Origin of the sequence: Paraburkholderia sp. GV068 (assembly GCF_003058125.1) — a bacterium.
GTDB lineage: Bacteria > Pseudomonadota > Gammaproteobacteria > Burkholderiales > Burkholderiaceae > Paraburkholderia > Paraburkholderia graminis.
The window spans coordinates 35,512-60,758 of sequence record NZ_QBUB01000010.1; the positions used below are offsets into that span (position 1 = coordinate 35,512).

The following is a 25,247-nucleotide window of genomic DNA, read 5'->3' on the forward strand; positions in this document are numbered from 1 at the left end:
ATTAGGCAAATTGCTCGGCGGGCTGGCCTGCAAGCAGGATGGCCGCGTGAGTCGGTGCAACTGCGGTGTGCTTCGTCGTTTGCGTCAACGCCGACAACATCGAGTGGTCGTTGAAGCGGAAGAAGCACAAAAGCTGATCGGAAGAGGCCAGCTTGACGATCTGCGCGAGCGACAGCCCGGCAAGCAGATCGGCCAGTTCCGACGACAAGCCCAGACGGAACATGCCGACGGGTTTGTCCTCACGCAACATGCGTTGCGCAAGCATGATGTACGACAGGTTAATCTCGCGGATTGAGTCCAGCGTCTCGCTGCTACGGTCCATTTTCTGTGTTTCCGAAGCCCCGAATTACTAAGTCGGCTTTTTGCCGTTATCTCTTTTGTGCCTCGCCGAAAACGTTGTCCTTCGGCTACGGGTCGCTCGGTTGATACAGATGGCGACCTTTTGATACATCGCGTTACATTTCGTAACAGCTTGGGACGAATTGTATGAAGGGCAAAACAAGAAATCAATCCCTTCTCGAAAAAATATCTCAAAAAGATGCATCAAATTTCGGTAAGAATTTCACCGGCCTGTAATAGGCGATGCTACACGGCTTTTGCGGCCGTGCCGGCAATGGTCTGATCCATGAAAACCCTTGTAGGGCGGGGATGACGGCGTATCGTCCGCGCAACAGCCGATCGTTGTGCGCACAACCGGTAAATAAGTCTGAATGAAAGGGAAAGAGAAAAGCCGAAGCAAAATGTGTAATAAATACCGTCGGCTTTTCGTGCTTTGGGGACAGAAGAGAGTTGTAACGGACTGCTGCCGCCCCGGTTACAAACCAGGGCGACTTTGTAACTTCCCCGGTGAGAATCAGCAGCCGGTGCGACGTACCCGTTCGACTTCGAGGCCGAACGCGGGCCGCAGGCGCGTGCCGAGCACGTTGCCGGCAAACGCCGCGACGAGCCACAGCCAACCGTGCAGGCTGCCGGAGACGATGCCGCTGAAGTAGGCGCCGATGTTACAGCCGTAGGCGAGGCGCGCGCCGTAGCCCAGCAGCAGGCCGCCGACCACGGCCGCGATCAGCGAACGCATCGGCACTTTCCAGACCGGCGCGTAACGCCCGGCGAGCGCGGCGGCGGCCATCGCGCCGAGAATGATGCCGACGTCCATCACGGTCGTGACGTCGTGTGTAACAGGCGCCGCCAGCGCGCCTGCGTTCGCGCGGGTCGCCCAGTACGGCCAGCTCGCGACGTCTATCCCGAGCGCGGCGAAGAGCTTCGCGCCCCACAGCGCGAACGCCGAGGTGACGCCCCACGGGCGGCCCGACAGCGCGAGCGTCGCGAAGTTGAGCAGCACGAGGGCGAGCGCGCCGACGAACAGCGGCCACGGCCCTTGCAGCCACGGCGACGCGCGCGGCGGGCGCGCCGCTTCGTTGACGAGGCCTCCGTGCCGGCGCCGTTCGACGAGCACTGTCAGCGCGGCGATGGCCGCGAAAATCGCCAGATTGAGCGCGATGGCGCTGCTTGCGCCGAGCGTCGTCACCATCGAGAGCGGCTTGAGCGACGGGAGCGCGGTCCAGAACGGCATATGCGCGGTGGCCACGACCGAGCCGGTGACGAACGCGGCGAGCGTGACGATCATTCGCGTGCTGCCGCCGCCGACCGTGTACAGCGTGCCGGACGCGCAACCGCCGCCAAGCTGCATGCCGACGCCGAACATGAACGCGCCGACCACCACGGAGGTGCCCGCGGGCGCGACCAGACCGACAACCGGATGCCCAAACAGGCTGCCCGACGCGAGCGCCGGGAAGAACAGCACGACGCCGACGGCGAGCATCAGCATCTGCGCGCGAAGGCCGGCGCCGCGGCCATCGGCGATAAATACGCGCCACGCCGACGTAAAGCCGAATGCCGCGTGATAGAGCGACAGGCCGAGCAGCGCGCCGACTATATAGAGCGCGGCCTGGCGGCCGCTGACCGTCTGCGCCAGATAGACGGCGCCGAGCGCGATCAGCAGCAGCGCCGCGGCAAGCGGTTTGGGGTTGAGGTCGAAGCGGCGCGGGGCGCGCGAAAGCGGAGTGGAGAGATCGGACATGATGAGTAGGCGGAGGATTCAGGCGCGGCGGCGGCTCGCGACGTGAACGTCGTCGGGAGGCTCAGCGCGCTGGGTCGACACATGCAAAGTGGATCGAAAAAGATAGCACGTGGGGGAGATTTGCGCAGAGGGGTGGGGCGCGGGGGGCGTGTCTCGGTCGAGAGGGGCGCTAGCGTATGTGCGTTGGTTCGGCGGGGCGCTGGCGTGTGCCTGTCGGTTCGGCGTGGCGCTGGCTGCCGTCCGTTGAGCGTTACGCCGCCGTCTGCGGTCGCTCAAGCGCTGCGCTGGCGTATGCGGTCCATTGAGCGTCGCGCCGCCGCGTGCGGTCGGTTAAGCGGAGCGCTGTCATATGCGTTCTGCTCCCGCCTGTTCGCGGCCACGAGCTGAGCCCGCAGGCCGCAATCAACTCCACGATCCCGACCGCAACCTCGCGGCGCTGCTTCAGGCGACGCGCGAGAGGGCGTCGCCGATCTTGCGGGCAGCCCGGCGTTGCGTCGCGCGTATAAGCGACTACGCACGACCACGCGACCACGCGACCACGCGACCACGCGACCACGCGACCACGCAGCCACGCAGGCACGCAGGCACGCAGCCACGCAGCCACGCGACCACTCGACCACGCGACCACGCGACCACTCGACCACGCGTTCACGCGCCGGCAGCCGTCTCCCTGCCCGCAGCGCCCTCCACGCGCTGCTTCTCCGCGAAGTCGCGCAGTGCGGCCGCGGTTTGCGGATCCGCCGGAAAGAACGCCTCAATGGCGAGTTCAGAAAGCGTCACGTCCACTGGCGTGCCGAACACCGTCGTCGTGCTGAAAAACGACAGCACGCCAAGCGGCGTGCGCAGCCGCAGCGGCACGGCGATCTGGTTGAGCGGGCTATCGGCGGCATCGGGCGCGGCGGCGCCTAGCGGGCTCGGGTAAGCAGCCAGCTCGTCGCGCAGCGCGCTGAGGGTGTCGTCGGCGCTTACGTCGATTTGCCGTTGCAGCCGCGCGAGCACGTGCTCGCGCCACGCGTGCCAGTTGACGATCGACGACGCAATGCCCTCCGGATGCAGGCTCAGGCGCAACGCGTTGACGGGCGGCTTCAGCAATTCGGGACTCGCGCCCGCGAGCAGCGGTGCGAGCGCATTGTTGGTGGCGACGATCGTCCAGTGACGGTCGATGGCAAGTGCCGGATACGGCTCGTGGCCCTTCAGCACCAGCTCGACGGCCTCGCGCGCCGCGCTCAGTTGCGGGTCCGACAGCGGACGCTCGCGGAACAGCGGCGCGTATCCCGCCGCGACCAGCAGCGCGTTGCGCGCGCGCAGCGGCACGTCGAGGCGCTCGGCGAGATGCATCACCATTTCGCGGCTCGGCGTCGCGCGGCCGGATTCGACGAAGCTCAGATGCCGCGTCGAGATGTCGGCTTCGGCGGCGAGCAGCAATTGGCTCATTCGCCGACGCTGCCGCCATTCACGCAGCAGATCGCCGACGCTGCGGCTGGCCGTGGGCGGCGCCGACGCGGCGCCTTGCGCAAGAGAAAGTGTGTTCATGCCACCGATGATAGCCAAAGCGCCGCGGCAATCCATTACTTCGGAGGTAATGGGTGGGGCGTGTCGCACGTCGTTTGTGGCTTGACGCTCGCCGCGCGTGGCCGCACCTCGCTGCTCCTCTCGTCGCGCATGGCTGCGCCTCGCCGCTAGCCGTCCCGTCGCTCGTGTCGCCGCCCGCCGCGCGTGGCCGCACCTCGCTGCCGCTCTCGCCGCGCGTGGCCGCGCCTCGCTTCCGCTCTCGCCGCGCAGTGCTACGCCTCGCCGCTGGCCGTCCCACCGCTGGCCGTCCCCGTCCCGTCGCTCCCGCTGCCGCTCTCGCCGCGCGTGGCCGCACCTCGCTGCTCCTCTCGCAGCGCATGGCTCCGCCTCGCCACCCCAGCCGCCACATTGCCCCGCCCACCGCAGCACCCCGATTACCTCCCACGTAATCGACCGACGTCGCGCAAACCGCGAATCTTCACTCCGAGCCCGCCGCACGCGACCCGCGTGCCGAGCGTAGCGCTCTATCACGCCATAGGAGTGGGAGATGAACGCGCATACCAACCTGATCGACCGTTATTTCGAAGCATGGAACGAGACCGACGGCGCGCGCCGCCGCGAACTGATCGCCGCGACCTGGGCTCGCGACGCCGACTACCGCGACCCGCTGATGACCGGCGCGTGCCACGACGGCATCGACGCGATGATCCAGGCCGTGCAGGAGCGCTTTGCCGGTCACACGTTTCGCCGCTCGACCGACGTCGACGGCTTCGGCAATCGCCTGCGCTTTTCGTGGGAACTCGTGACGCCCGCCGGCGATGCGATCGTCAAGGGCTCCGACTTCGGCACGGTCGACGCGCACGGGCGCCTTCAGTCCGTGACCGGCTTCCTCGACCAGGTGCCAGCGGGCGCCTGAGCGGCCACCGCCAATCGCAATTAGCCATCGCCAATCACCACCGCCCATCTTTCATGGAGAGCATCATGCACGAGCCCGCCGGCGTCACGACTCGTTCGCCCGTCAGAACGTTCGCGCGATTCGCTGCCGCGATGGACGCGTTCTCCGGCGCGATCGCCGGCTTCGCGCTGCTCGCCGGCACGCGCGCGTTCATGTTCACCGCGTTGCTCGGCTGGCGCGAACCGGTGCTCGGCGGCGCGGGGCTGATGCTGCTCGCGATCATCGGATGGTTGCGGTGGCGTTGCCGCGGCAAGAGGCGTGGGGCGTCCGGCGCGCCCGGCGCGTCTTGCGCGGCGCACTGAATCTCTCCGAAGCGCGCGACGTTGCTTGCTACAATCGTTTGCCGTATTGCGCTCAAGGCAATCGATTCAATCCATTCGAATAACCGCAAGCAACTTGCATGGAGACACAGTGCTAAAGAACCTCGATCCCCTGCTGAACGCCGACATCCTGCATGCACTACGCTCAATGGGTCACGGCGACGAACTCGTGATCTGCGACGCGAACTTTCCGGGCAACTCGGTCGCGCATTCCACGGTGCTCGGCAAGCTGCTTCATCTGGACGGCGTGAGCGCGCCGCGTGCAGTCCGCGCCGTGCTTTCCGTGCTGCCGCTCGATACCTTCATCGAGCAACCGGCGTCGCGGATGGAAGTCGTCGGCGAGCCGCATACCATTCCGGCCGTGCAGCGCGAGGCGCAGATCGAGGTCAATGCCGCCGAGGGGCGCGAGGTGCCGTTTGCATCCATCGAACGCTTCGCGTTTTACGAGCGCGCGCGCAAAGCGTATTGCGTGATCGCGACGGGTGAAGACCGTGGCTACGGCTGCTTCGTCTTCACGAAAGGCGTGCTGCTCGCGCCCGACGCGCCGCGTTGATAGTGCACGACGCCGCCGGTTCGCGGCGTCAGCGTCGGTGAAGACGTTTGAAGCCAATCGTGCCGCCGGGCATCCCCGGCGTCGCAGACTACGCATCCAACGCTTGCCCGCCTTGGAAAGCGCGGGCAATCCACTTATGCTCAGAGGCAAAGCAGGGAACTGTGGCCCTTTAACCGGGTCTGCTGCTTATTCATCTACAGGAGCACCTCATGACGCGTCCCGTCGATTCCGGCGTTATTCTCATCGCGCGTATCGCGCTTGCCGTTCTGTTCCTGTGGGGCGGCGTGATGAAACTGCTGGGCTATGCGGGCTTTGTCGGCTACCTGCATTCGAAGGGCGTGCCGTTCGTGCAGATCGCCGCGCCGATCGCCACGGCGGTCGAGGCATTGGGCGGCCTGCTGTTGATCGTCGGCTTCAAGGTGCGTCCGCTCGCGCTCATCATGGCGGTCTACACGGTGGCAACCGCGGTCCTGGGCCACGACTTCTGGAATGTGACCGACGCCGCCTTGCAGCGCGACATGGTGATTCATTTCTGGAAAAACATCGGTATCGCCGGTGGTTTTCTGCTGCTGTTCGTGACCGGCGCGGGGCGTATCAGTATCGACGGTGCGCGCGCGCCGCGCAGCGGGTTGGGCCTTTGAGCGCCCGCGCTCACGATTTAGCCGGTTCGACCGGCTGCCGTATTCGGCCGCAATCAAGGGAGCACATATGATTCAAAGTTTCGAGCAATCCATTGGGGGCAAGGTGCTGCAGTTGTGCGCGAGTCTTGGCGAAGGGCCCACGCCGCATCGCGTGATCATCAGCCTTGCCGATTCCGCGAAAACGCTCGTCGTTCTCGATGCGTCCGGATTCCTGGGCGCGATCAAGGCGGAGATCGAAGAGCCGGAAAAACTGATCGCCGATGCAATCAGCAAGGCGCAAAACGAAGGGCTGATCGAAGCCGCGATCAACACCGGCACGATTCAGGAAGCGCCGCTGTAGCTCGCCGGCGCAGTGGTGCAGGGCGCGCTCGTGGCTGAGCGCCTGATAGACGCCCGATAGACGCCCGATAGACGCCCGATAGACCGCTGACGACCCCTGTGGCCTCGAGCCGCCGGGGTCGTTTTTTATTGCGCGTGCGTTTAAAGGCGAGCCGAGACGAACGAACGCGAACCGAGACGCGGCGCACGAAGCCTCGACAGCCAGTCTGCAACATCAGCGCGAATTACCCACGCGCACGGAGTCCGCGTCGCCCCGCGCCGTCGACGACGAATGCGGCTGCGGATGCACGAGGCAACTCATCACGCCGCCGAACACCAGCAGCCCGACCGAGATCGCCGTCGCCGTTTGCATGCCCGAAACGATTTGCGTCGCCGCGGAGCCGCTCGCGAGCGCGCCGAAGGCGGCCACGCCCACCGCGCCGCCCGCCTGGCGCGCCGTGTTCAATACCGCCGACGCCGTGCCCGCGCGCCGCGCTTCCACCGATGCCAGCACGGCGGTGGTCATCGCCGGCACCGCGAGCCCCATGCCGGACGGGATCAGCAGGAACGGCAGCAGCAAGCCGATGAGCGGCGTGCCGGCATCGACGAAGTGCAGCAGGCCGTAGCCGAGCCCGGCGGTGATGGCGCCGGCGATCATCGGCACACGCACGCCGAAGCGTCCGACCACCCAGCCGCTCGCCACGTTCGAAATCAGGAAGCCGCCGGTCAGCGGCAAAAACGCGAGCCCGGCCTGCAACGGCGTGTAGCCGCGCGCCCGCTGCAAATACAGGCTCAGCACGAAGACCATGCCGTAATAAGTCATGTTCACGCAGATGCCGAACAGCACGGCCGCGCTGAAGCTGCGCTTGCTGAAGAGCGACAGCGGCAGCATCGGTGCGCGCGCCCGCGCCTCAACGGCGACGAATGCGCCGCCCGCGAGCGCCGCGAGCACGAAGCCGCCCGCGACGAGCGGATGACTGAGCCCCAGCGGCCGCCATTCGATCACGGCGGCGACGAACGCGGTCAACGCGACAACGGCGAGCGACTGGCCGCCGAGGTCGATGCCGCGCGGGCTGGTATCCGCTTTCGCGGCGGCCTGCGGACGCGGCACCCACAGCAAGGTCGCGAGAAAGCCGGCGGCGCAAATCGGCAGATTGACGAGGAAAATGCTGCGCCAGCCGAAGGCCGCGATCAGCACTCCGCCCAACACCGGGCCTGCGGCGATCGAAATGGCGCCTGACGCCGTCCACAGTCCGACCGCGCGGGCGCGAAGTTTCGGGTCGTGCCCGTACGACTGGTTGAGCAGCGCCAACGAATTCGGCAGCATCGCGGCGGCGCCGACGCCTTGCAGCGCGCGGGCCGCGACGAGCATCGGCGCGTCGAGCGCGAGGCCGCAGGCAAGCGACGCCAGCGCGAACAGCACGATGCCCGCCGCATACAGCCGGCGCGCGCCGAAGCGGTCGCCGAGCGCGCCGGCCGACAGCATCAGCACGGCGAAGGCGAGCGTGTACGCATCGACGACCCATTGCAGGCCCGCGACGTTCGCGTGCAGATTCGCGCCGATCTGCGGCAGCGCAATATTGACGATGGTCACGTCCAACTGCGTGACGACGAAGCCGACGCTGACGGTCGCGAGCACGCGGCCGAGGGCGGGCGAAACGGGTGTTTTTTGGGAGTTCATGCGACACATCGTAGGCCGATGGCGCGCCCGATGTTTCGGGCCGGCGTGAAGTGTCGATGTCGGTGAAAGACCGTGGAGGGTATGCGCTCAGTCGCGTCGCCGCCTGAACGAACGCACTCGCTCGCACATGCGAAAACGGCGCGCCTGCAAAGGCGCGCCGTTCGCGTCATTCATGAGCGCACACGCAGGATCAGCGCTTGTGCGGCGCGTCCTTGATGAAGAGCGCAGTCAGCGCGCCCAGCACGCAGATCGTGCCGACGTACAACGGCGCGGCCATCGGATTCGATTTCATCATCAGCGAGACGGCGATCGGCGTCAGCCCGCCGAAGATCGCGTACGCGACGTTGTACGAAAACGAGATGCCCGAGAAGCGCACGACCGGCGGAAAGGCTTTCACCATCACGAACGGAATGGCGCCGATCACGCCGACGAGCAGACCAGTCACGCCGTACAGCGGCACGAGCGTGGACGTATCGACGGCGAGTTGCTGGAACATCGCATAGTAGGTCGCCGCCAGCGCCAGGCCGCCGATGAAAATCGTGCGCCCCGCGCCGACGCGCCCGGCGATCGAGCCCGCCATCACGCAGCCGATCGTCAGGCACAGCGTCGCCACGCAGTTCGCGAGCAGAGCGGTCGCCGGCGCGATGTGAAACTGCTTTTGCAGCAGCGTCGGCGTCATCAGAATCACGACGACGATCGCGGCCGACAGCATCCACGTAAGCAGCATCGACACGATGACCGCACGGCCGTGGTCGCGCAGCACGGCCTTGAGCGGCACTTCGGCGGCAATCGCCTTGCGTTGCTTGAGCTCGGCGAACACCGGCGTCTCGTGCAGCCAGCGGCGCAGATAAACCGAGAACATGCCGAACACGCCGCCGATCAGGAACGGAATGCGCCACGCGTAATCGGCGATTTCAGCGGGCGCAAAGTTGCGATTCACCGCCGACGCGATCAGCGAGCCGAGCAGGATGCCCGCCGTCAGCCCGGCCGTCAGCGTGCCGCACGCATAGCCGATGTGCCGCTCGGGCACGTGCTCGGAGACGAACACCCACGCGCCCGGCACCTCGCCGCCGACCGCCGCGCCCTGCATCACGCGAAACAGCAGCAGAAGAACCGGCGCCATCACGCCGATGCTCGCGTAGGTGGGCAGGAGACCCATCATCAGCGTCGGCACGGACATGAGCAGCACGCTCAGCGTGAACATGCGCTTGCGGCCGAACAGATCGCCGAAGTGCGCCATGATGATGCCGCCGAGCGGCCGCGCCAGATAACCCGCGGCGAAGATGCCGAAGGTCTGCACCTGGCGCAGCCAGTCCGGCATCGCGGCCGGAAAGAATAGCTGGCCGATTGCCGGCGCAAAAAACACGAAGATGATGAAGTCGTAGAACTCGAGTGCGCCGCCCAGGGCCGCGAGGCCGAGCGTTTTATAGTCGCTGCGCCCAAGCGGGCGTGGGGTGACAGCCTGCGCTCCACCCAGATTTGTCGCTTGCATTGCTATGTCGTTGTGTTGAATTGGAAACCACGTGTGGCGTGGAAAAACGGCGCTCGTCGGGCGAGAAGTGTGGCAACGGCTGGGTAGAGCGCGGGACACCGGCGCGCCGTCCCGGGTAGGGCGGCGCGATGACGAAGTAAGCCAACCCGCGATTTTACAGGATGAAAGCGATTCGCCTCGGGAAGTGCTTAATTAGATTGGGAAAGTTCTGCTTGAGTCCGCGTTTCGTGGCGGGCCTGGGGAAAGCCGGGCCTGGGTACAGGAAGTCGGCTGTAGTCCGTCGGCGATTCGTCGAGCGGATTCGTCTGAGCAAACGCTAAATTAGGATTGGTCCTATGGGATAGCGCGGGTGGGCCTTCGAGAATCGCGTCCACGCCATCAGTTATGAGTCATCCCATGCGCATTGCCATTCTCCAACGTGATCCCGTCATGCGTCAGTCGATTGAAAAGATTCTGACGAGCGCCGGCCATACCTGCGCGGGCTACGACGACGGTCTCACCATGTCGAAAACGCTTGCCCGATCCACCGTGGATCTGCTGGTGCTGGACTGGCACGGCACGCGCCTGTCGGGCACCGAGGTGTTGCGCACGGCGCGCGCGGTCGGCGGCGACCGGATGCCGGTGATTTTCGTGTCGCGCGACACGTCCGAGGAGAGCATGGTGCGCGCGTTCGTCAACGGCGCCGACGACTACGCGTCACTGCCGCTGCGCCCGGCCGAATTCCGCGAGCGCGTCACGGCGTTGCTGCGGCGCGCCTATCCGGAGCGCTTCGGCACCGCGAGCTTCGACGTGGGCCCGTACCGCTTCGACACGCATCGCCAGGTCGTCATGCTGCGCGGCCAGCCGGTCGCCTTGTCCGGCACGCAATACCGGCTCGCTTCGCTGTTCTTCTCGAACATTGGCCGCGTGATGTCGCGCGATCACATTTTCGCGATGGTGTGGGGCCGCGAATTCCGCGAGTTCACGCGCACCATCGACAGCCACGTGTCGCGGCTGCGTCTGTTGCTCGCAATCGAGCCGCAAAACGAGTTTCGCTTGCAGCCGGTTTATAAGAGCGGCTACAGGCTGCTGCATCTGCGTCACGAGGATGCTGTGCACGCGCAGCCGCAGGCGGCCTGAAGCCTTTATTCACGCTCAAACTCGCACACCGGCACTCGCTCAAAGGCGCGGCAATTGCGGCCGCGTTTCGAGCGACTTGCGGATCAACGCTTCCACCGCCGCGCGCTCGTCGCCGGCAAGCGGCAGGCGCGGCGGGCGGACCGGCTCCGTGCCGAGTCCCACCATCGCTTCGGCGAGCTTGATGTTCTGAACCAGCTTCGACGATACGTCGAGCGCGAGCAGCGGCGCGAACCAGCGGTAAATCGCCCGCGCTTCTTCCAGGCGTCCCGCTTTCAACAGCTTGTAGATCGCCACCGTCTCATGCGGAAATGCGCACACGAGACCGGCCACCCAGCCATGCGCGCCCATCAGGATGGCTTCCATCGCGAGATTGTCGACGCCGCACAGAATCGCGAAGCGGTCGCCGACCGCGTTGATCAGATCGGTCACGCGCCGCACGTCGCCGCATGATTCCTTGATCGCGACGATCTTTTTCTCGTCGGCGATTTCGGCGAACATCTCGGGCGTCATATCGACGCCGTACGCGAGCGGATTGTTGTAGATCATCAGCGGCAGTGCGCTTGCGTCGGCGACGCTGCGAAAGTGATGCAGCGTCTCGCGCCGATCGGACAGATAGCGCAGACCCGGCAGCACCATGAAACCGGCCGCGCCGTGCCGGCCGCCGTGTTCGGCCTGGCGGCAGGCGTCGAGCGTGCTGTTTTCCGCGATCGTCAGCAGCACCGGCACGCGGCCGCGCGAGGCGTCCACGGCGATGTCGAGCACTTCCAGCTTTTCGTCGAGCGAGAGCGTCGACGCTTCGCCAAGCGATCCGCACACGATGATGCCGTCCACGCCCGCGTCGATCTGCGCTTCGATATTCTTTGCGGTCCACGCACGGTCTATGCTGAAATCCGCGTTGAACTTGGTGGTGACCGCCGGCAATACGCCTTCCCAGATATGCGCCACGACTGCTCTCCTGAATGTGATGAGTCGAAGCGCAGTGTAAGCAGCGAAAACGCCGCCGTCTTGCGTCAATCGCGCGTGGCGGATGACGATTTCGGCATAGTGGGGTTCTGGGCCGCACTTAGAAGGCGGGGCGGTGCTGTATTTTTGCGATATGTTAAGAGGCGGCTGGCCGGTGCGTGCGCGGTGGTCCGCGCTGGGCAAACGGCCGTGCCTTTGCCGCTGCGGCCGAGGCGCGGCCGCAAGTTCATTCAGCGTTGCGTGGCCTGCGGAACCACGCAGCGGTAAAACTACAACCTATGCCGAAATCGTCACAATCCACGCGCAGTCGCACCAAGACTCGCGCGTGCGCCGTTCCTACCATGTGCGTCATGAAAACGCTCAATATCATCGACTCCCACACCGGCGGTGAACCGACCCGCCTCGTCGTGTCCGGGGGCCCCGATCTCGGCGGCGGAACGCTCGCAGAGCGGCTCGAGGTATTCCGCACGCGCTTCGACGACTGGCGCGCCGGCATCGTCACCGAACCGCGCGGCTCGGACGTGGTAGTCGGCGCGCTGCTGTGCGAACCCGACGACCCGTCGTGCGCGGCCGGCGCGATCTTCTTCAACAACGTCGGCTATCTCGGCATGTGCGGACACGGCACGATCGGCCTCGTGGTGTCGCTCGCGCATATGGGGCGGATCGCGCCGGGGCGTCATCGGATCGAGACGCCCGTCGGCGTGGTGGAAGCAACGCTCAACGACGACGGCAGCGTCGCCGTGCGCAACGTGCCGGCGTATCGCTATCGCGAGGCCGTTCAGGTGGACGTGCCGGGATATGGCGTGTTGACGGGCGACATCGGCTGGGGCGGCAACTGGTTTTTCCTCGTCGGCGAACATGGCCGTCCGTTGGAGCCGGCGCACATTCCTGAGTTGACGGCGTTCAGCGCCGCGATCCGCGACGCGCTGATCGCGCAGCGGATCACCGGCGCCGACGGCGCGCTGATCGACCATATCGAGCTCTTCGGGCCGGGCTCGCGCGACGGCATCGACAGCCGCAGTTTCGTGCTCTGTCCGGGCAACGCGTACGACCGCTCGCCGTGCGGCACGGGCACCAGCGCGAAAGTGGCGTGCCTCGCGGCGGACGGCAAGCTCGCCGAAGGCGCGGTGTGGCGGCAGGAGAGCATTATCGGCAGCGTGTTCGAGGCGAGCTATCGTCACGCGGACGACGGCGTCTGCGTGATTCCGACCATCACCGGACACGCGCATATCACGGCGGAAGGGCGGCTTTGCTTCGACGAACGCGATCCGTTCGCGTGGGGCATCCGCACGGCATGACGGCGGATGCATTGATCGTCGGCGCGGGCATCGTCGGCGCGGCCTGCGCGGCCGAACTCGCCGCGCTCGGCATGCGCGTCGAGGTGCTGGACGCGCAAGGCATCGGCGGCGGCGCGACGGCGGCCGGGATGGGCCATATCGTCGTGATGAACGACTCGCCCGCTGAACTGGCGCTCTCGCTCTATTCGCGCGACCTCTGGCTGCAACTCGCGCCTCGGCTGCGCACGCGCGACGCGTTCGCGCGCTGCGGCACGCTCTGGCTCGCCGCCGACGAAGAAGAATGGCAAGCCGCCCGCGCCATGCACGCCGCTTACGAAGCGCATGGCGTTACAGCGCAACTGCTCGACGCGTCCGCGCTGCGCCAATGCGAGCCGGCGGTGGCGGCGTCGCTTGTCGGCGGTTTGCGCATCGAGCACGACAGCATCGTGTACGCGCCGACGGCCGCCGAGTGGCTGCTGACGCAATCGCCGGCGTCGGCGAACATCGGCGTGCGGCTCGGCGCGTCCGTTGTTTCCGTGGATGCAACGGGCGTCACGCTCGCGAACGGCGAGCGGCGCGGCGCGCGGCATGTGATCGTCGCAAACGGCCTCGGCGCGCGCGAACTCGTGCCGACGCTGCCGCTGCAACCGAAGAAAGGCCATCTGCTGATCACCGACCGTTACCCCGAACTGATCCATCATCAATTGCTCGAGCTCGGCTATATCAAGAGCGCGCACCACGCGACGGGCACGTCGGTCGCATTCAATGCGCAGCCGCGGCCGACGGGGCAGTTGCTGATCGGCTCATCGCGCCAGTTCGACACGACCGACCCCGCAGTCGAGATGCCCGTGCTCGCGCAGATGCTGCAGCGCGCCGCGCACTATCTGCCGATGCTGCCGCAGCTCAACGGCATTCGCGCATGGACCGGCTTTCGCGCGGCATCGCCGGATGGCTTGCCGCTCATCGGTCCGGCCGGCGACGCCGTGCCCGGCGTGTGGCTTGCGGTCGGTCATGAGGGGCTGGGTGTGACGACGTCGCTTGCGACGGCGAAGCTGCTTGCCGCGCAGATCGTCGGAGAGACGGCGGCGATTCCGGTCGAGCCTTATCTGCCCGGGCGGTTCGTGCACGAGGTGGCGCATGAGTAAGAGTGGCGAGGCGCGGGTTCGGGTGATGATCGACGGAGTGGCTGTCGAGGTCGATGCTGGGACGACTGTGGCGGCGGCGCTGGTGGTTGGCGGTTGCGCGAGCGGCACGCGACTGTCCGTGCGGGGCGAGCCGCGCGCTGTTCTCTGCGGGATGGGTGTCTGTCAGGAATGCCGCGTGACGGTAGATGGACGCGCGCATGTGCTTGCGTGCCAGACGTTGTGCCGCGATGGGCAAGTCGTGCATACGCAGAAGGTGAACGCACCGTGACCCAGCACTTCGACGTGATCGTAGTAGGCGCCGGCCCGGCCGGTCTCCACGCCGCGCTTGCATCGGCACGCGAAGGCGCGGCCGTCGCGTTGCTCGACGACAATCCGCGCGTCGGCGGCCAGATCTGGCGGCAGGGACCGGGCATCGCGCCGCAGTCGCCGCTGCGCGCTCTGCTCGCCGATTTAAGCCGCCACGGGAACGTGACTCATTTTCCGTCGACGCGCGTCATCGCGCCGCTCGCGCCGCGCGGTCTACTGGTCGAATCGGCGGAACGAGGCGGCGTGTGCATGACATACGCGCGCCTGATTCTGGCGACGGGCGCCCGTGAGCGCTTGCTGCCGTTCGCCGGCTGGACGCTGCCCGGCGTGACCGGCGCGGGCGCGCTGCAGGCGCTGATAAAAGGCGGCATGCCGGTACGCGGTGAGCGCGTCGTGATTGCGGGCAGCGGTCCGTTGCTGATCGCCGCATTGGCCACGGCATGCGCCGCGGGCGCGCGAGTGCTCGCGGTGGTCGAGCAGGCTTCGGCCATAAAGGTCGCGCGTTTTGGCGCTTCGCTTCTACGCGAACCCGCGAAGCTGCGGCAGGCCGTGAGCATGACGCGCGGTTTCTGCGGCACGCGCTACTGGACGAGCAGCATGGTCGAAGCGGCGCACGGCGAAGACCGCGTGCAACAGGTCACGATCCGGCGCGGCGAGCGCAGGGTGACGCTCGATTGCGAGCGTGTCGCGTGCGGCTTTGGGCTGGTGCCGAATGTCACGCTCGCGCAGGCGCTCGGCTGTGCGATCGACGAAGCAGGCGGCATCGTCGTCGATGCTTCGCAGCGCACCTCGGTCGAGGGCGTGTTTGCGGCGGGCGAGTGCACGGGAGTGGGCGGCGCGGAGTTGGCGTCGATCGAAGGGGAAATCGCGGGGTTGGGCGTGGGTGAACGCAGCAGCGTCGACGGATCGAGCCCCGAACTAACCGCAAGCTCCCGCCTCCGCCCGCTTCACGCACAACGCCAACGCTGGCGCCGCTTCGCGGCGCGCGTCGAAACCGCCTTCGCTCTGCAGCCCGCCGCGCGCATCCCGCCCGCCGACGACACCCTGCTATGCCGCTGCGAAGACGTCAGCGTCGGCGAAGTGCGCGCGTTCCAGAACTGGCGCGACGCCAAGCTGCACACCCGTTGCGGGATGGGCGCCTGCCAGGGAAAGATCTGCGGGACCGGCGCCAACGTGTACTTCGGTTGGCCATCGGCGGCGCCGCGTCCGCCATTCAGTCCCGCGCAAATCGGCACGCTAATCGCAGCGGCTGGGCATCCGCCGCAGGCCGAATGACGTGCGCCGATCATCGCCGGCACGCGCATATTGTCGGCGAATCGGCGGCTTTATAATCGACGGCGCATGCATGGTGAATCGACCAGAACCGAACCGCATCGGCCGCAAACAACCCAGCGCCACAAGCGTCAAAAACCGCTCACGCATCCGCCCTCACAACCGGCTCGGACCCACGGGACCCGCACGATGAACACGCTGGCTCATCAGTTTCCCCCTGACGAAGCACCGTTGTCCGCCATGCTGTCGCACTTCCGGCAGCTCGAGCCCGTATTCGACGCGCTGCCCGACGTCGTTTTCTTCGTGAAGGACGCCGACGCGCGTTACGCGCTCGTGAACCGCACGCTCGCTTCGCGCTGCGGCTTCAAGGAGAAAACGGCGCTGCTCGGCAAGACCGCCGAGGACGTGTTTCCGCGCCGCTTCGGCCGCATCTACACCGCGCAGGACGAGGGCGTGATCCACGTCGGCAATCAGATGATCGATCAGCTCGAATTGCATCTTTATCCGGGACGTCAGCCGGGCTGGTGCCTGACGAGCAAGCAGCCGTTGCGCGACGCGGCCGGCAAGATCATCGGACTGGCCGGCATCTCACGCGATCTGAGAGCGGACGAAAGCAGCCATCCCGCGTATAGCAGGCTCGCGACGGTCGTGCAGTTCATCCAGGAAAACTACGTGCAGCCGCTGAACCTGAAGCAACTGGCTGCAATGGCGGATATGTCGGTCGCGCAGCTCGAGCGCTACTTTCACAAGGTGTTTCATCTGACGCCGCGTCAGGTTCTGCTGAAGACGCGGCTCGATGCCGCGACCGCGCTGCTGGTCTCGAACGACAAGGTCACCGACGTCGCCGCGCTATGCGGCTACACCGATCACAGCGCGTTCACGCGGCAATTCAAGGCGACTGTCGGCGTCACGCCGACCGAATACCGGATGCTGCTGCACGGCACGTCGAGGAACTGAACCTGGCTTATGGTTCGCCGCAAGCATCACTATTACGTGTACGTCGTCTTGCTCGACGACACCGTCTGGAACGAGCCGCGCTTTCGCCGCGCGAATCCGGACTACCGGTTCGACAAGCCTTGCGTGTATGTGGGGATGACCGGGCTCGATCCCGATCTGCGCTTCGACCGGCACAAGGCCGGCATTCAGGCGAATCGCTACGTGCGCGACTATGGCTTGCGCCTCGTGCCTGAGTTATACGAAGTGTTCAATCCGATGCCCTATCGCGGCGCACAGGACATGGAAGTCGAATTGGCGATTGGACTGCGTGAAGCGGGGTACGGCGTGTGGCAAGCGTAACCGTGGCAAGCGCAGGTGTGCAGGCGTAGCGTTACTTAACACCGAGTCCGCGCAGCACGGCATTGCCCTCGGACGTCAAACGGATGCGCGAGCCGCCGGCATCGTTCGAAATCGTTTCGATCAGACCGGCTTCGTGCAGTTGCGGAATCTCGGGTTTCGCGGACGCGTCGATCGGCGCGTGCAGCAGGAGCAGCAGCGTCGCCAGTTCGTGATGGCTCAGCAGGCGGCGCAGGATGGTGGGACGCTTCGCCGGCGGCGGGTTGTCGTTGGTATTTTGTTCGGGCTGGTTCATGGTGCGCACCTCGTGCGGTAGTGTCCGAGGCATGATGGGGACGAAGTCTTAAACGGTTCTTAAGAACCATTGTCCTGTAACACCGTGACACGAAGATGGCAGCGGCGCAGCTTACCAACCCTTAACGACCGGGCTTTCGATTGCTTTCTGCTGTGCTTGCGTGACTTACGGCGCGCAGGTTTTCCCCGCGGTTTCGATCCACAGATTATTGACGTGGCGCTTGCCCGCGTAGAAGCGGTACGTTGTCGCACCATTGTCGCTGCGCACCTTGACGATGTTCGAATCGCCGAAGTCGAGCATCTGGCCTTGCGGGATCGACGTGGATTTGAAAGCGGCGTTGTGGTTCGTCGCGAGTTGCGTGAGGCAAGCGATGACGTCGTTGACCGAGCGCTGCGTGGTCGTGTCCGTGACCGGCTCGCCGGCGTCCGGATTCTTCTGGAAATAGGCGCAAGCGCTGAAAAGGAGGGGAACTGACAGGACTACGGCAAACTTCTTCATATCTCTCCTGGCGTTTCGTTCGGCGGGCGGTGAGTGCAGGTGCAAGCCCGAGACGAGCGGGCTGGGCTCGCGCTGCGGACAGCGCCGCTGACATGACCGGCGATGCAGCCGCGCGGCGCGGACCGCGAATCAGGCTGCATTATATCGGGCGAGAGCCCGCTTCTAGCCGATCCGCACGGCGCGTGCCTGCCGCGTTGCTTTGCGCGGTTGCGAACCCGTAGCGGCGGCGAAAAGCAAAGACGCCAACAAGCCGACACGCCAACGCTGAGCGCCGCCTATCTCCGCCGCTGCGCCTGCGCTGCGAGCCGCACCGCCGCGTTGCCCGCGCCGTAGCCGTCATAACCGCCGCGCCGCTCGACGATCTCCATGAAGAAGCGCTGATCGAGCTGTTCCGTATAGGCGTGGAAAAATTCGCCGCCGCGCTCATCGCGGTCATACAGGATGTTGTGCTCGCGCAGCGCGTCGAGCATCTCGTCCGGCAATGCGTAGCGAGCGGCCAGATCGTCGTAGTAATTACGCGGAATGCGCAGCACCGGCAAGCCATCGGCGACGAATTCGGGAATTGCGCTGAAGATGTCGCCCGTGCTGAACGCGACATGATTCAAACCCGAGCCGTGATAGGTATGCAGCGCCTCGGCGACCGCAGTATGGTGATCCACCGACGCATTCAGCACCACGCGAACCGAACCGTCGCGGCTGCGCAGCGCGCGGCTGCGCACGAGGCCATACGGATCGGGCACGAGCACGCCGGGCTCCGCCTGAAAGCCAAACGCGGTGCGCAGGAACAGCACCCACGTATCCAGCGAATTCGCCGGCACCGCGAGGCACACGTGATCGATACGGCTGAGCGGCCCCACTTCCGCCGGGCCGTTGATGTCGGTCAGAACGAAATCGGCTTCGAACAGCGTCGGCTGGTCAGGCGTTTCGTCGACGAAGTAATTGAGGCTGCCGTCCGGCGCCTGCACGGCGGGCAGCACGCGTTCGTTCGGGCCGATCTGGCCGGAGAACGGCGCATAGCCGAAGCCGGCCGCGCGCTCGAATGCCTGATGCGCATCGTCGACGCGAAACGCCGACGCGCACAGCGACAAACCATGCTGCTGAAAGAACGCATTGGCGAACGAATCCGGCTCCGCGTTCAGCACGATCGAAGCGGCGCCATGCTGATAAAGCGTCACGTCTTTCGAACGATGCTGGCCCGCCTGGCGAAAGCGCAGCTTGCCGAGCCAGTCGGCGAGATGCGCGCGCGTGGTGTGATCCACGGCGAATTCGAGGAACTGATAGCCGACGTGCGCGGGCGCGGCCGGCGACTCATAGAGCTCACCGGCCGGTTGCCGCTCGCTGTCCAGCAACGCACGCGTCTGCTCCTCGAGAAACAGCAGCGAACGATGCCCGTCCGCGGCGGTGATCGTGGTCGGCGCGGCACGAAAGCCGTCGTTGAAAATTTCCAGCGAAAGCGGCCCCTTGTAGCCCGCTTTCACGACTTGAGCCGTGAAGTTCGCGACGTCGAAATCGCCCTGACCCGGAAAGCAGCGGTAGTGGCGGCTCCATTCGAGCACGTCCATTGCGAGCTTGGGCGCGTCGGCGATCTGCACGAAGGCGATGCGCTCGCCTGGAATATCCGCGATGCCGTCGACGGTATCGCCAAGCGACAGCGTATGAAAACTGTCGAGCACAAGTCCGAGATTGGGATGGTTCACCGCGTTGACGAGCTTCCACGCATGCCGGTACGTCTTGACGTGCCGGCCCCACGCGAGCGCTTCGTAACCGGCGATCACGCCGGCCGCCTCGGCCGCCTGCGCGAGTGCGCCGAGCTGGTCGGTCATCAGCGCATCGTCGCAGAGGGTGTCGGGCTGCACGTTGCTGCACACCAGAATGCGATCCGTGCCCAGTTCGTGCATCACATCGAACTTGCGTTTTGCCCGATCCAGATTGCGCGCGAGACGCTCGGCGCTCACGCCGTCGAAATCGCGGAACGGCTGAAACAGCATGATTTTCAGGCCCAGATCTTCGGCGATGCGCCGTACGTCGGCGGGCGAACCGTCGAAATACAGCAGATCGTTTTCGAAAATCTCGACGCCCTCGAAGCCGGCCGCCTGGATCGCAGTCAGCTTCTCGACGAGGGTGCCGCTGATCGACACGGTGGCAATCGAACGTTGCATGAACAGCTCCTGCAAAAACGGTCAGACGGCTTATCGCGATCGCGCGCTGTGGCTACGGCGCAGGCTCTTCGCAGCGATGTTGCGATGCGTCAAATGGCCTGGTTCGTTACTTTGTGAGCAAGACGCAGGCCAGAATTTCCCAGAATAAGCGCATTTTCCGACAGTCTATACAAACTAACTAGATGGTACAAATTCGTATAAACCCCGAATGACGGACACGGCTGAATGCGCGCACACTTCGCCATACGTTGAGAAGCGTTGCGAGCCCGCGGCTCTGCGCTTCCTGTTCTACCCGCTGGAGACGACTATGAGCTTTGCGTCAGTACTGGTCCTCAATGGACCGAATCTCAACCTGCTCGGCACACGCGAGCCGGCTATCTACGGTTCCGAGACGCTCGACGACGTCGCCCGGCTTTGCCGCGATGCGGGAGAGCGCCTCGATCTGTCCATCGATTTCTGCCAGTCGAACGCCGAGCATCAATTGATCGACTGGCTGCATGCTGCGCGCACGAAGGTCGACGGCATTGTCATCAATCCGGCTGCGTACACGCACACGTCCGTCGCGATTGCCGACGCGCTCACCGCCATCGAAAAGCCCGTCATCGAAGTACACATATCGAACGTGCATCGGCGCGAAGCGTTCCGTCACCACTCGTATGTGTCGGCGGTGGCGGACGCGATCATCGTCGGTTGCGGCACGCAAGGCTATGTGCTCGCGCTCGAGCGCATGGTCACCATCCTTAAGAATAGGGCGGCGAAATGACTACGCCAATGAATGCACAAACGAACGCGCAGGCCAGCGCGAATTCATATCTGGTCGGATTAATCGGCGCGGGGATCAGCGGCTCGCTGAGCCCCGCCATGCACGAGGAGGAAGGCAGCAAGCTCGGCTTGCATTACGTGTATCGCCGCATCGACCTCGAAGCGTTGAAGCTGGACATTTCGGCGCTGCCCGATCTGCTGGTTGCCGCCGAACGCATGGGCTACAACGGCCTGAACATCACGTATCCGTGCAAGCAGGCGGTGATTCCGCTGCTCGACGAATTGTCCGGCGATGCACGCGCGCTCGGCGCCGTGAACACCGTGCTTTTCAAGGACGGCAAACGCATCGGCCACAACACGGACTGGTCCGGTTTTGCGCGCGCTTTTCAACGCGGCTTGCCTGACGTGTCGCTCGAACGCGTCGTGCAACTCGGTGCAGGCGGCGCAGGCGCGGCCGTCGCGCATGCGGCGCTCGCAATGGGCGCGCAAACGCTCACGCTGTTCGACGTCGATCCCGTGCGCGCCGAATCGCTTGCCGCTGAATTGCAGAAGCGCTTCGCCGATCGCACGGTCACTGCGGGCGCGTCGCTCGACGAAACGCTTGCGGCGGCCAACGGCCTGATTCACGCGACGCCCACCGGCATGGCGAAGCTGCCGGGCCTGCCGTTGCCCGCCGAATTGCTGCATCGCGACTTGTGGGTCGCCGACATCGTCTACTTCCCGATTCGCACCGCGCTGCTCCAGGCTGCGGAAGCGCTCGGCTGCCGCACGTTGTCGGGCGGCGGCATGGCGGTGTACCAGGCAGTCGACGCGATGCGTATTTTCACCGGGCTCGAACCGGATGCCGAGCGCGTCTATACGCATTTCCAGTCACTGCTGGAACGCTAACCGGTCGCGCACGCCGGTAAATGACGGATACCTAAATAGTTTGAGGAGACGACCACCTATGCCACAACCGATTCAATCCAGTCCATCCGACGCCAATCAACAGTCCGGCGCAAATACGAAAATGAGCACGGGCACTGCGCGCCGTTCGAATGCGCGTTATCAGATACTCGGACTGCTCGCCGTCGGCACGATGATCAACTATCTCGACCGCACAGTGCTCGGCATTGCCGCGCCGCAGTTGACGAAAGAGTTGGGCATCAACGCCGCGATGATGGGCCTGCTGTTCTCGGTGTTCTCGTGGAGCTACGTCGCTTCGCAGATTCCAGGCGGGCTTTTTCTCGACCGTTTCGGCAGCAAGCTGACTTACTTTCTGTCGATGACCTTCTGGTCTTTATGCACGCTCGCGCAAGGGCTCGTGCATGGCATCGCGGGCCTGTTCGTATTCCGCCTCGGTCTCGGCGTCTCCGAAGCGCCGTGTTTTCCGACCAATAGCCGCGTCGTCGCGACGTGGTTCCCGCAAAGCGAACGCGCGATGGCGACGGGCACCTACACCGTCGGCGAATATATCGGGCTCGCGTTTTTCAGCCCGTTCCTGTTCATGCTGATGGGCGCGTTCGGCTGGCGTTCGCTCTTTTATGTGGTGGGCGGCGTGGGCATCGTATTCGGCGGCATCTGGTGGCTGCTGTATCGCGAACCGCGCGATCATCCGTCGGCGAATCAGGCCGAACTCGACTATATCGAAGCAGGCGGCGGTCTCACGCAGCGGCATAGCAGCGCCGCCTCTGCCGCGGCGCCCGCGAAAAGCGGCTTCGAATGGCGCACCATTGGCCGCTTGCTGAAGCATCGTCAATTGACGGGCATCTGTCTGGGTCAGTTCGCCGGCAACTCGACGCTCGTGTTCTTTCTCACCTGGTTCCCGACTTACCTCGCGACCGAACGTCATATGGGCTGGCTGAAAATCGGCTTCTTCGCGATCATGCCGTTCATTGCGGCGTCGATCGGCGTGATGTTCGGCGGACTCTTTTCCGACTGGCTGCTGCGTCGCGGCAAGTCGGCGAACGTCGCGCGCAAACTGCCGATCATCGCCGGCTTGTTGCTCGCGTCGACGATCATTCTCGCCAACTACGTGGAGAGCAACGTCGCGGTGATCGCGATCCTGTCGGTGGCGTTCTTTGCGCAAGGCATGGCGGCGCTCGGCTGGACGCTGGTGTCCGATATCGCGCCCGAAGGACTGCTCGGCGTGACGGGCGGCATCTTCAACTTCGCCGCGAATCTGGCCGGCATCGTGACGCCGCTCGTGGTTGGCTTTATCGTCGCGGCGACGGGATCGTTTGTCGGCGCGCTCGTGTTTATCGGCATCGTGGCGCTGATTGGCGCGCTGTCGTACATCTTTATTGTCGGCGACATCAAGCGGATCGTGCTGGTGGACTGAGCGGTTGTTTGAGTGCGAACGCAGTTGCAAACGCAAACTCAAGCGCGATAAAAAACGGGACGTGGCGCAAGCCACGTCCCGTTTTGCATTTGCGAGCGACGCGCTTCAACCTTCGCTTCAATCTTCCTTACGCACGAAACGCAACACAGCGTCGACGATCATCGCGCGATGACGCGCGCGCAACCTCGGATGCGACGGATCGCGGCCAAACGCCGTGCCGAACGTATGACGATTGCCGACGCGATGAAAGCACAGCGAACTGATCAGCAGATGCAGATCGATTGCGTCGACGTCATTGCGGAATTTGCCCGCCGCGATACCGCGCGCAAGCAGATCTTCTATCGTGTGAATGACGGTGACGTTGCGGCCTTTAAAGCTCTTCACCTGCTCGACATACTTCGCGCCGTTAATGTTTTCTATCGTCACGAGGCGCACGAAGTCGCGCTGGCGGTCGTGATAGTCGAACGTGAATTCGACCAGCGCGCGCATGCCTTCCACGGGGTCGAGTTCACTGACATGCAGATCCTGTTCGAGCGCGCGAATGTCGCCATACACCTTTTCGAGCACCGCCTGATACAACCCTTCCTTGCTGCCGAAGTAGTAGTACAGCATGCGCTTGGTGGTGTTGGTGCGCTCCGCGATCGCATCGACGCGCGCACCCGTCAGTCCCATCGCGGAGAACTCCTGCGTCGCGACGTCGAGGATATTGCGTTTGGTTTGTTCGGGATCGTACTTGCGGCGGACATCGCTACGCCGCGCGTCCTTCTGCGTCGCGTCGGACGGGATGCCGTTGATATCGGGCCCGGCGGCCTTGCTTCCCTTTTTCATTGTCTATTCGAGCGGCGGTGACGGCGCATTCTAGCATGGCGAAAACCCGCGCCGACGCGAGGTTCAAGCGCGTCGAGCGTTGCGTCGAGGGTTGCATCGCGCGTTGCATCGAGCCTTGCATCGAGCCCGCTCGAGACGGCTTGAATACAGTCCATACGCGAGCCGCCTTTAGTGTGGGCGGCGCGATAGCCGGCGGCGCGCGGCGAGCGCGTCGCGCGTTTGCATCGCGGTGTAGGTCAACTGCGCGGCGGCGAGTCCGAGCGCGCCATATGCGGGCGTCAGACCGAACGCGGCGAACGCTTCGGGCACCGGACGCTCGCCGGCAATGGCCGCGGCCAGCAATTCGCCGGAGACGGTGGTCGGCGCCATGCCGTGCCCGCCGAAGCCGACCGCGTGCCAGACGCCGTCCGCGCCGCGGCCGATTTGCGGCATCTTGTGACGCGCGTAGCTCATCAGTCCGCCCCACGCGTAGTCGATGCGCACGTCGTGTAGTTGCGGATACACCTTTAGCAGGTCGCGCCGCAGTAATCGCGCGATGACTTCAGGCGCGCGATCTCGCACTGAGATGCGTCCGCCCCACAGAATGCGCGTGTCGGGCAACGGCCGGTAGTAGTCGAATGCGAAGCGCGTGTCGTAGACGGCCGCGCGCGTATCGATTGCGTCTTGCAGACGCGCGCCGAGCGGCTCGGTCGCCATCACGTAGGTGGCAATGGGCAGCACCGCGCGCTCGACTTTCGCATGGACGTTGCGCGCATAACCGCCGCCCGCCATCACGACGTGCCGCGCGTCGATTGCGCCTTGCGGCGTATGCACGATAAAGCCCGCGCCCTCGCGCTGGAAACGCACGACAGGCGACTGCTCGTATATTTGCACGCCCGCATTGGCCGCGGCATTCGCTACGCCGAGCACGTATTTCAGCGGATGAAAGTGAAATGCGTTGCGCTCGAAGAGACCCCCGTGATAACGGCGCGTCTTCAATTGCGAGGCAAGCTGGTCTGCCGTCAGCGGTTCCCAATCGACGCCGAATGAATCGCGCATCAGGCGCCGTTGCGCGTCGAGACGCGCCGGTTCGTCGAACCAGTTGGCGAGAATCACCCCGGCGTCGGTTGCGTCGCAATCGATGCGATAGCGCGCGATGCGGGCGCGCATCAGATCCACAGCGTCGGTCGTAAGCGCGTAAAGCTCGCGCGCGCGAACCGCGCCTAACGTTTTCAGCAGATCGGCACAGTCGAGGCTATAGCCGCCGAACACGAAGCCGCCGTTGCGCCCCGATGCGCCGAAGCCGACTTGCCGCGCTTCGAGCAGGGCGACATTCGCGACGCCGCGTTCAGCCAGCCCCAATGCCGTCGAGAGTCCCGCAAGCCCGCCGCCGACGATGCAAACGTCGACGCTGTGGCGCCCGGCGAGCGGCGCGTAAGCAGAGGGGCGAGCGACAGTCGCTTCGTAAAAGTTGTCCATGGC

26 protein-coding genes are annotated in these 25,247 nt (G+C 65.0%); 15 read left to right on the forward strand and 11 right to left on the reverse strand.

The window, feature by feature from the left end:
• Position 1: 1 nt before the first annotated feature.
• From flhD to C8K18_RS20355, 3 genes are all read right to left on the reverse strand, one after another.
• On the reverse strand, positions 2-322 hold the full coding sequence (gene flhD / locus C8K18_RS20340) for a flagellar transcriptional regulator FlhD (protein WP_006052742.1): 321 nt from the start codon (positions 320-322) through the stop codon (positions 2-4).
• A 531-nt stretch (positions 323-853) separates the two neighbouring features.
• Positions 854-2,077: a YeeE/YedE family protein gene (locus C8K18_RS20345; protein WP_107709405.1), complete on the reverse strand. Its 1,224-nt coding sequence runs from the start codon at positions 2,075-2,077 to the stop codon at positions 854-856.
• 648 nt (positions 2,078-2,725) lie between these two features.
• Positions 2,726-3,610: a helix-turn-helix domain-containing protein gene (locus C8K18_RS20355; RefSeq protein ID WP_375135817.1), complete on the reverse strand. Its 885-nt coding sequence runs from the start codon at positions 3,608-3,610 to the stop codon at positions 2,726-2,728.
• 526 nt (positions 3,611-4,136) lie between these two features.
• On the opposite strand from C8K18_RS20355, the gene C8K18_RS20360 reads away from it, so the two are divergent.
• The 5 genes from C8K18_RS20360 to C8K18_RS20380 all read left to right on the forward strand — a co-directional run bounded on the left by C8K18_RS20360 (position 4,137) and on the right by C8K18_RS20380 (position 6,398).
• Complete coding sequence (locus C8K18_RS20360) at positions 4,137-4,505, forward strand: nuclear transport factor 2 family protein (RefSeq protein WP_107709410.1); 369 nt, start codon at positions 4,137-4,139, stop codon at positions 4,503-4,505.
• Between the two features lie 65 nt (positions 4,506-4,570).
• Complete coding sequence (locus tag C8K18_RS20365; RefSeq protein ID WP_006052738.1) at positions 4,571-4,846, forward strand: hypothetical protein; 276 nt, start codon at positions 4,571-4,573, stop codon at positions 4,844-4,846.
• Positions 4,847-4,955: 109 nt separating this feature from the next.
• Positions 4,956-5,417 (forward strand): RbsD/FucU family protein, encoded by a 462-nt coding sequence (locus C8K18_RS20370; protein ID WP_006052737.1) that lies wholly within the window; start codon positions 4,956-4,958, stop codon positions 5,415-5,417.
• A 209-nt stretch (positions 5,418-5,626) separates the two neighbouring features.
• Positions 5,627-6,058 (forward strand): DoxX family protein, encoded by a 432-nt coding sequence (locus C8K18_RS20375; RefSeq protein ID WP_006052736.1) that lies wholly within the window; start codon positions 5,627-5,629, stop codon positions 6,056-6,058.
• Positions 6,059-6,125: 67 nt separating this feature from the next.
• Complete coding sequence (locus C8K18_RS20380) at positions 6,126-6,398, forward strand: hypothetical protein (protein WP_006052735.1); 273 nt, start codon at positions 6,126-6,128, stop codon at positions 6,396-6,398.
• A 213-nt stretch (positions 6,399-6,611) separates the two neighbouring features.
• On the opposite strand, the gene C8K18_RS20385 is transcribed toward C8K18_RS20380, so the two are convergent.
• The gene (locus tag C8K18_RS20385; protein ID WP_107709412.1) at positions 6,612-8,066 is read right to left on the reverse strand and encodes an MFS transporter; all 1,455 of its coding nucleotides are present in this window, start codon (positions 8,064-8,066) and stop codon (positions 6,612-6,614) included.
• A gap of 181 nt (positions 8,067-8,247) precedes the next feature.
• The gene (locus C8K18_RS20390) at positions 8,248-9,549 is read right to left on the reverse strand and encodes an MFS transporter (RefSeq protein ID WP_029970130.1); all 1,302 of its coding nucleotides are present in this window, start codon (positions 9,547-9,549) and stop codon (positions 8,248-8,250) included.
• A 396-nt stretch (positions 9,550-9,945) separates the two neighbouring features.
• Between C8K18_RS20390 and C8K18_RS20395 the strand changes: the two genes are divergently transcribed.
• Positions 9,946-10,668, forward strand: a complete 723-nt coding sequence (locus tag C8K18_RS20395) for a response regulator transcription factor (protein WP_006052731.1) — start codon at positions 9,946-9,948, stop codon at positions 10,666-10,668.
• A gap of 39 nt (positions 10,669-10,707) precedes the next feature.
• On the opposite strand, the gene C8K18_RS20400 is transcribed toward C8K18_RS20395, so the two are convergent.
• The gene (locus C8K18_RS20400) at positions 10,708-11,613 is read right to left on the reverse strand and encodes a dihydrodipicolinate synthase family protein (RefSeq protein WP_107709414.1); all 906 of its coding nucleotides are present in this window, start codon (positions 11,611-11,613) and stop codon (positions 10,708-10,710) included.
• A gap of 359 nt (positions 11,614-11,972) precedes the next feature.
• Between C8K18_RS20400 and C8K18_RS20405 the strand changes: the two genes are divergently transcribed.
• From C8K18_RS20405 to C8K18_RS20430, 6 genes are all read left to right on the forward strand, one after another.
• Complete coding sequence (locus C8K18_RS20405) at positions 11,973-12,929, forward strand: 4-hydroxyproline epimerase (RefSeq protein WP_107709416.1); 957 nt, start codon at positions 11,973-11,975, stop codon at positions 12,927-12,929.
• Entirely contained in the window at positions 12,926-14,053 is a 1,128-nt protein-coding gene (locus C8K18_RS20410) for an FAD-binding oxidoreductase (RefSeq protein WP_107709648.1), read from the forward strand. The genes C8K18_RS20405 and C8K18_RS20410 overlap by 4 nt, the downstream gene beginning before the upstream one ends.
• Entirely contained in the window at positions 14,046-14,321 is a 276-nt protein-coding gene (locus C8K18_RS20415) for a (2Fe-2S)-binding protein (RefSeq protein ID WP_107709419.1), read from the forward strand. The genes C8K18_RS20410 and C8K18_RS20415 overlap by 8 nt, the downstream gene beginning before the upstream one ends.
• Positions 14,318-15,634: an FAD-dependent oxidoreductase gene (locus C8K18_RS20420; RefSeq protein ID WP_107709421.1), complete on the forward strand. Its 1,317-nt coding sequence runs from the start codon at positions 14,318-14,320 to the stop codon at positions 15,632-15,634. The genes C8K18_RS20415 and C8K18_RS20420 overlap by 4 nt, the downstream gene beginning before the upstream one ends.
• 186 nt (positions 15,635-15,820) lie before the next feature.
• Positions 15,821-16,588: an AraC family transcriptional regulator gene (locus C8K18_RS20425; RefSeq protein ID WP_006052725.1), complete on the forward strand. Its 768-nt coding sequence runs from the start codon at positions 15,821-15,823 to the stop codon at positions 16,586-16,588.
• Positions 16,589-16,597: 9 nt separating this feature from the next.
• Positions 16,598-16,927, forward strand: a complete 330-nt coding sequence (locus C8K18_RS20430; RefSeq protein WP_006052724.1) for a hypothetical protein — start codon at positions 16,598-16,600, stop codon at positions 16,925-16,927.
• 31 nt (positions 16,928-16,958) lie between these two features.
• Here the strand turns inward: C8K18_RS20430 and C8K18_RS20435 are convergent, their stop codons facing one another.
• The 3 genes from C8K18_RS20435 to C8K18_RS20450 form a co-directional block, all read right to left on the reverse strand.
• Positions 16,959-17,219 carry a hypothetical protein gene (locus tag C8K18_RS20435; RefSeq protein WP_006052723.1) on the reverse strand — a complete coding sequence of 87 codons (261 nt, stop codon included), beginning with the start codon at positions 17,217-17,219 and terminating at the stop codon, positions 16,959-16,961.
• 165 nt (positions 17,220-17,384) lie between these two features.
• Positions 17,385-17,717, reverse strand: coding sequence for a hypothetical protein (locus C8K18_RS20440; protein WP_006052722.1), 333 nt, complete (start codon positions 17,715-17,717; stop codon positions 17,385-17,387).
• Between the two features lie 275 nt (positions 17,718-17,992).
• Positions 17,993-19,876 carry a bifunctional sugar phosphate isomerase/epimerase/4-hydroxyphenylpyruvate dioxygenase family protein gene (locus C8K18_RS20450; RefSeq protein WP_107709425.1) on the reverse strand — a complete coding sequence of 628 codons (1,884 nt, stop codon included), beginning with the start codon at positions 19,874-19,876 and terminating at the stop codon, positions 17,993-17,995.
• Positions 19,877-20,183: 307 nt separating this feature from the next.
• Between C8K18_RS20450 and aroQ the strand changes: the two genes are divergently transcribed.
• Genes aroQ through C8K18_RS20465 form a run of 3 tightly spaced genes read left to right on the forward strand, consistent with a single transcriptional unit; the run spans position 20,184 to position 22,958 of the window.
• Positions 20,184-20,639 carry a type II 3-dehydroquinate dehydratase gene (aroQ, locus tag C8K18_RS20455; RefSeq protein ID WP_006052720.1) on the forward strand — a complete coding sequence of 152 codons (456 nt, stop codon included), beginning with the start codon at positions 20,184-20,186 and terminating at the stop codon, positions 20,637-20,639.
• Between the two features lie 8 nt (positions 20,640-20,647).
• On the forward strand, positions 20,648-21,526 hold the full coding sequence (locus tag C8K18_RS20460; protein WP_107709427.1) for a shikimate dehydrogenase: 879 nt from the start codon (positions 20,648-20,650) through the stop codon (positions 21,524-21,526).
• A gap of 58 nt (positions 21,527-21,584) precedes the next feature.
• A complete protein-coding gene (locus tag C8K18_RS20465; RefSeq protein WP_107709429.1) occupies positions 21,585-22,958 on the forward strand; it encodes an MFS transporter in 1,374 nt (457 codons plus the stop codon).
• A 117-nt stretch (positions 22,959-23,075) separates the two neighbouring features.
• Here the strand turns inward: C8K18_RS20465 and C8K18_RS20470 are convergent, their stop codons facing one another.
• Positions 23,076-23,786 (reverse strand): TetR/AcrR family transcriptional regulator, encoded by a 711-nt coding sequence (locus C8K18_RS20470; RefSeq protein ID WP_029970140.1) that lies wholly within the window; start codon positions 23,784-23,786, stop codon positions 23,076-23,078.
• A gap of 168 nt (positions 23,787-23,954) precedes the next feature.
• Positions 23,955-25,244, reverse strand: coding sequence for an FAD-binding oxidoreductase (locus C8K18_RS20475; RefSeq protein ID WP_107709431.1), 1,290 nt, complete (start codon positions 25,242-25,244; stop codon positions 23,955-23,957).
• Positions 25,245-25,247: the final 3 nt, after the last annotated feature.

What these genes read in the sequence shown, in the direction of transcription:
- flhD (WP_006052742.1), bottom strand. Translation starts at nt 322, where the DNA reads ATGGACCGTAGCAGCGAGACGCTGGACTCAATCCGCGAGATTAACCTG.
- C8K18_RS20345 (WP_107709405.1), bottom strand. Translation starts at nt 2,077, where the DNA reads ATGTCCGATCTCTCCACTCCGCTTTCGCGCGCCCCGCGCCGCTTCGAC.
- C8K18_RS20355 (WP_375135817.1), bottom strand. Translation starts at nt 3,610, where the DNA reads ATGAACACACTTTCTCTTGCGCAAGGCGCCGCGTCGGCGCCGCCCACG.
- C8K18_RS20360 (WP_107709410.1), top strand. Translation starts at nt 4,137, where the DNA reads ATGAACGCGCATACCAACCTGATCGACCGTTATTTCGAAGCATGGAAC.
- C8K18_RS20365 (WP_006052738.1), top strand. Translation starts at nt 4,571, where the DNA reads ATGCACGAGCCCGCCGGCGTCACGACTCGTTCGCCCGTCAGAACGTTC.
- C8K18_RS20375 (WP_006052736.1), top strand. Translation starts at nt 5,627, where the DNA reads ATGACGCGTCCCGTCGATTCCGGCGTTATTCTCATCGCGCGTATCGCG.
- C8K18_RS20380 (WP_006052735.1), top strand. Translation starts at nt 6,126, where the DNA reads ATGATTCAAAGTTTCGAGCAATCCATTGGGGGCAAGGTGCTGCAGTTG.
- C8K18_RS20385 (WP_107709412.1), bottom strand. Translation starts at nt 8,066, where the DNA reads ATGTGTCGCATGAACTCCCAAAAAACACCCGTTTCGCCCGCCCTCGGC.
- C8K18_RS20390 (WP_029970130.1), bottom strand. Translation starts at nt 9,549, where the DNA reads ATGCAAGCGACAAATCTGGGTGGAGCGCAGGCTGTCACCCCACGCCCG.
- C8K18_RS20395 (WP_006052731.1), top strand. Translation starts at nt 9,946, where the DNA reads ATGCGCATTGCCATTCTCCAACGTGATCCCGTCATGCGTCAGTCGATT.
- C8K18_RS20405 (WP_107709416.1), top strand. Translation starts at nt 11,973, where the DNA reads ATGTGCGTCATGAAAACGCTCAATATCATCGACTCCCACACCGGCGGT.
- C8K18_RS20410 (WP_107709648.1), top strand. Translation starts at nt 12,926, where the DNA reads ATGACGGCGGATGCATTGATCGTCGGCGCGGGCATCGTCGGCGCGGCC.
- C8K18_RS20415 (WP_107709419.1), top strand. Translation starts at nt 14,046, where the DNA reads ATGAGTAAGAGTGGCGAGGCGCGGGTTCGGGTGATGATCGACGGAGTG.
- C8K18_RS20425 (WP_006052725.1), top strand. Translation starts at nt 15,821, where the DNA reads ATGAACACGCTGGCTCATCAGTTTCCCCCTGACGAAGCACCGTTGTCC.
- C8K18_RS20430 (WP_006052724.1), top strand. Translation starts at nt 16,598, where the DNA reads ATGGTTCGCCGCAAGCATCACTATTACGTGTACGTCGTCTTGCTCGAC.
- C8K18_RS20435 (WP_006052723.1), bottom strand. Translation starts at nt 17,219, where the DNA reads ATGAACCAGCCCGAACAAAATACCAACGACAACCCGCCGCCGGCGAAG.
- C8K18_RS20440 (WP_006052722.1), bottom strand. Translation starts at nt 17,717, where the DNA reads ATGAAGAAGTTTGCCGTAGTCCTGTCAGTTCCCCTCCTTTTCAGCGCT.
- C8K18_RS20450 (WP_107709425.1), bottom strand. Translation starts at nt 19,876, where the DNA reads ATGCAACGTTCGATTGCCACCGTGTCGATCAGCGGCACCCTCGTCGAG.
- aroQ (WP_006052720.1), top strand. Translation starts at nt 20,184, where the DNA reads ATGAGCTTTGCGTCAGTACTGGTCCTCAATGGACCGAATCTCAACCTG.
- C8K18_RS20460 (WP_107709427.1), top strand. Translation starts at nt 20,648, where the DNA reads ATGAATGCACAAACGAACGCGCAGGCCAGCGCGAATTCATATCTGGTC.
- C8K18_RS20465 (WP_107709429.1), top strand. Translation starts at nt 21,585, where the DNA reads ATGCCACAACCGATTCAATCCAGTCCATCCGACGCCAATCAACAGTCC.
- C8K18_RS20470 (WP_029970140.1), bottom strand. Translation starts at nt 23,786, where the DNA reads ATGAAAAAGGGAAGCAAGGCCGCCGGGCCCGATATCAACGGCATCCCG.
- C8K18_RS20475 (WP_107709431.1), bottom strand. Translation starts at nt 25,244, where the DNA reads ATGGACAACTTTTACGAAGCGACTGTCGCTCGCCCCTCTGCTTACGCG.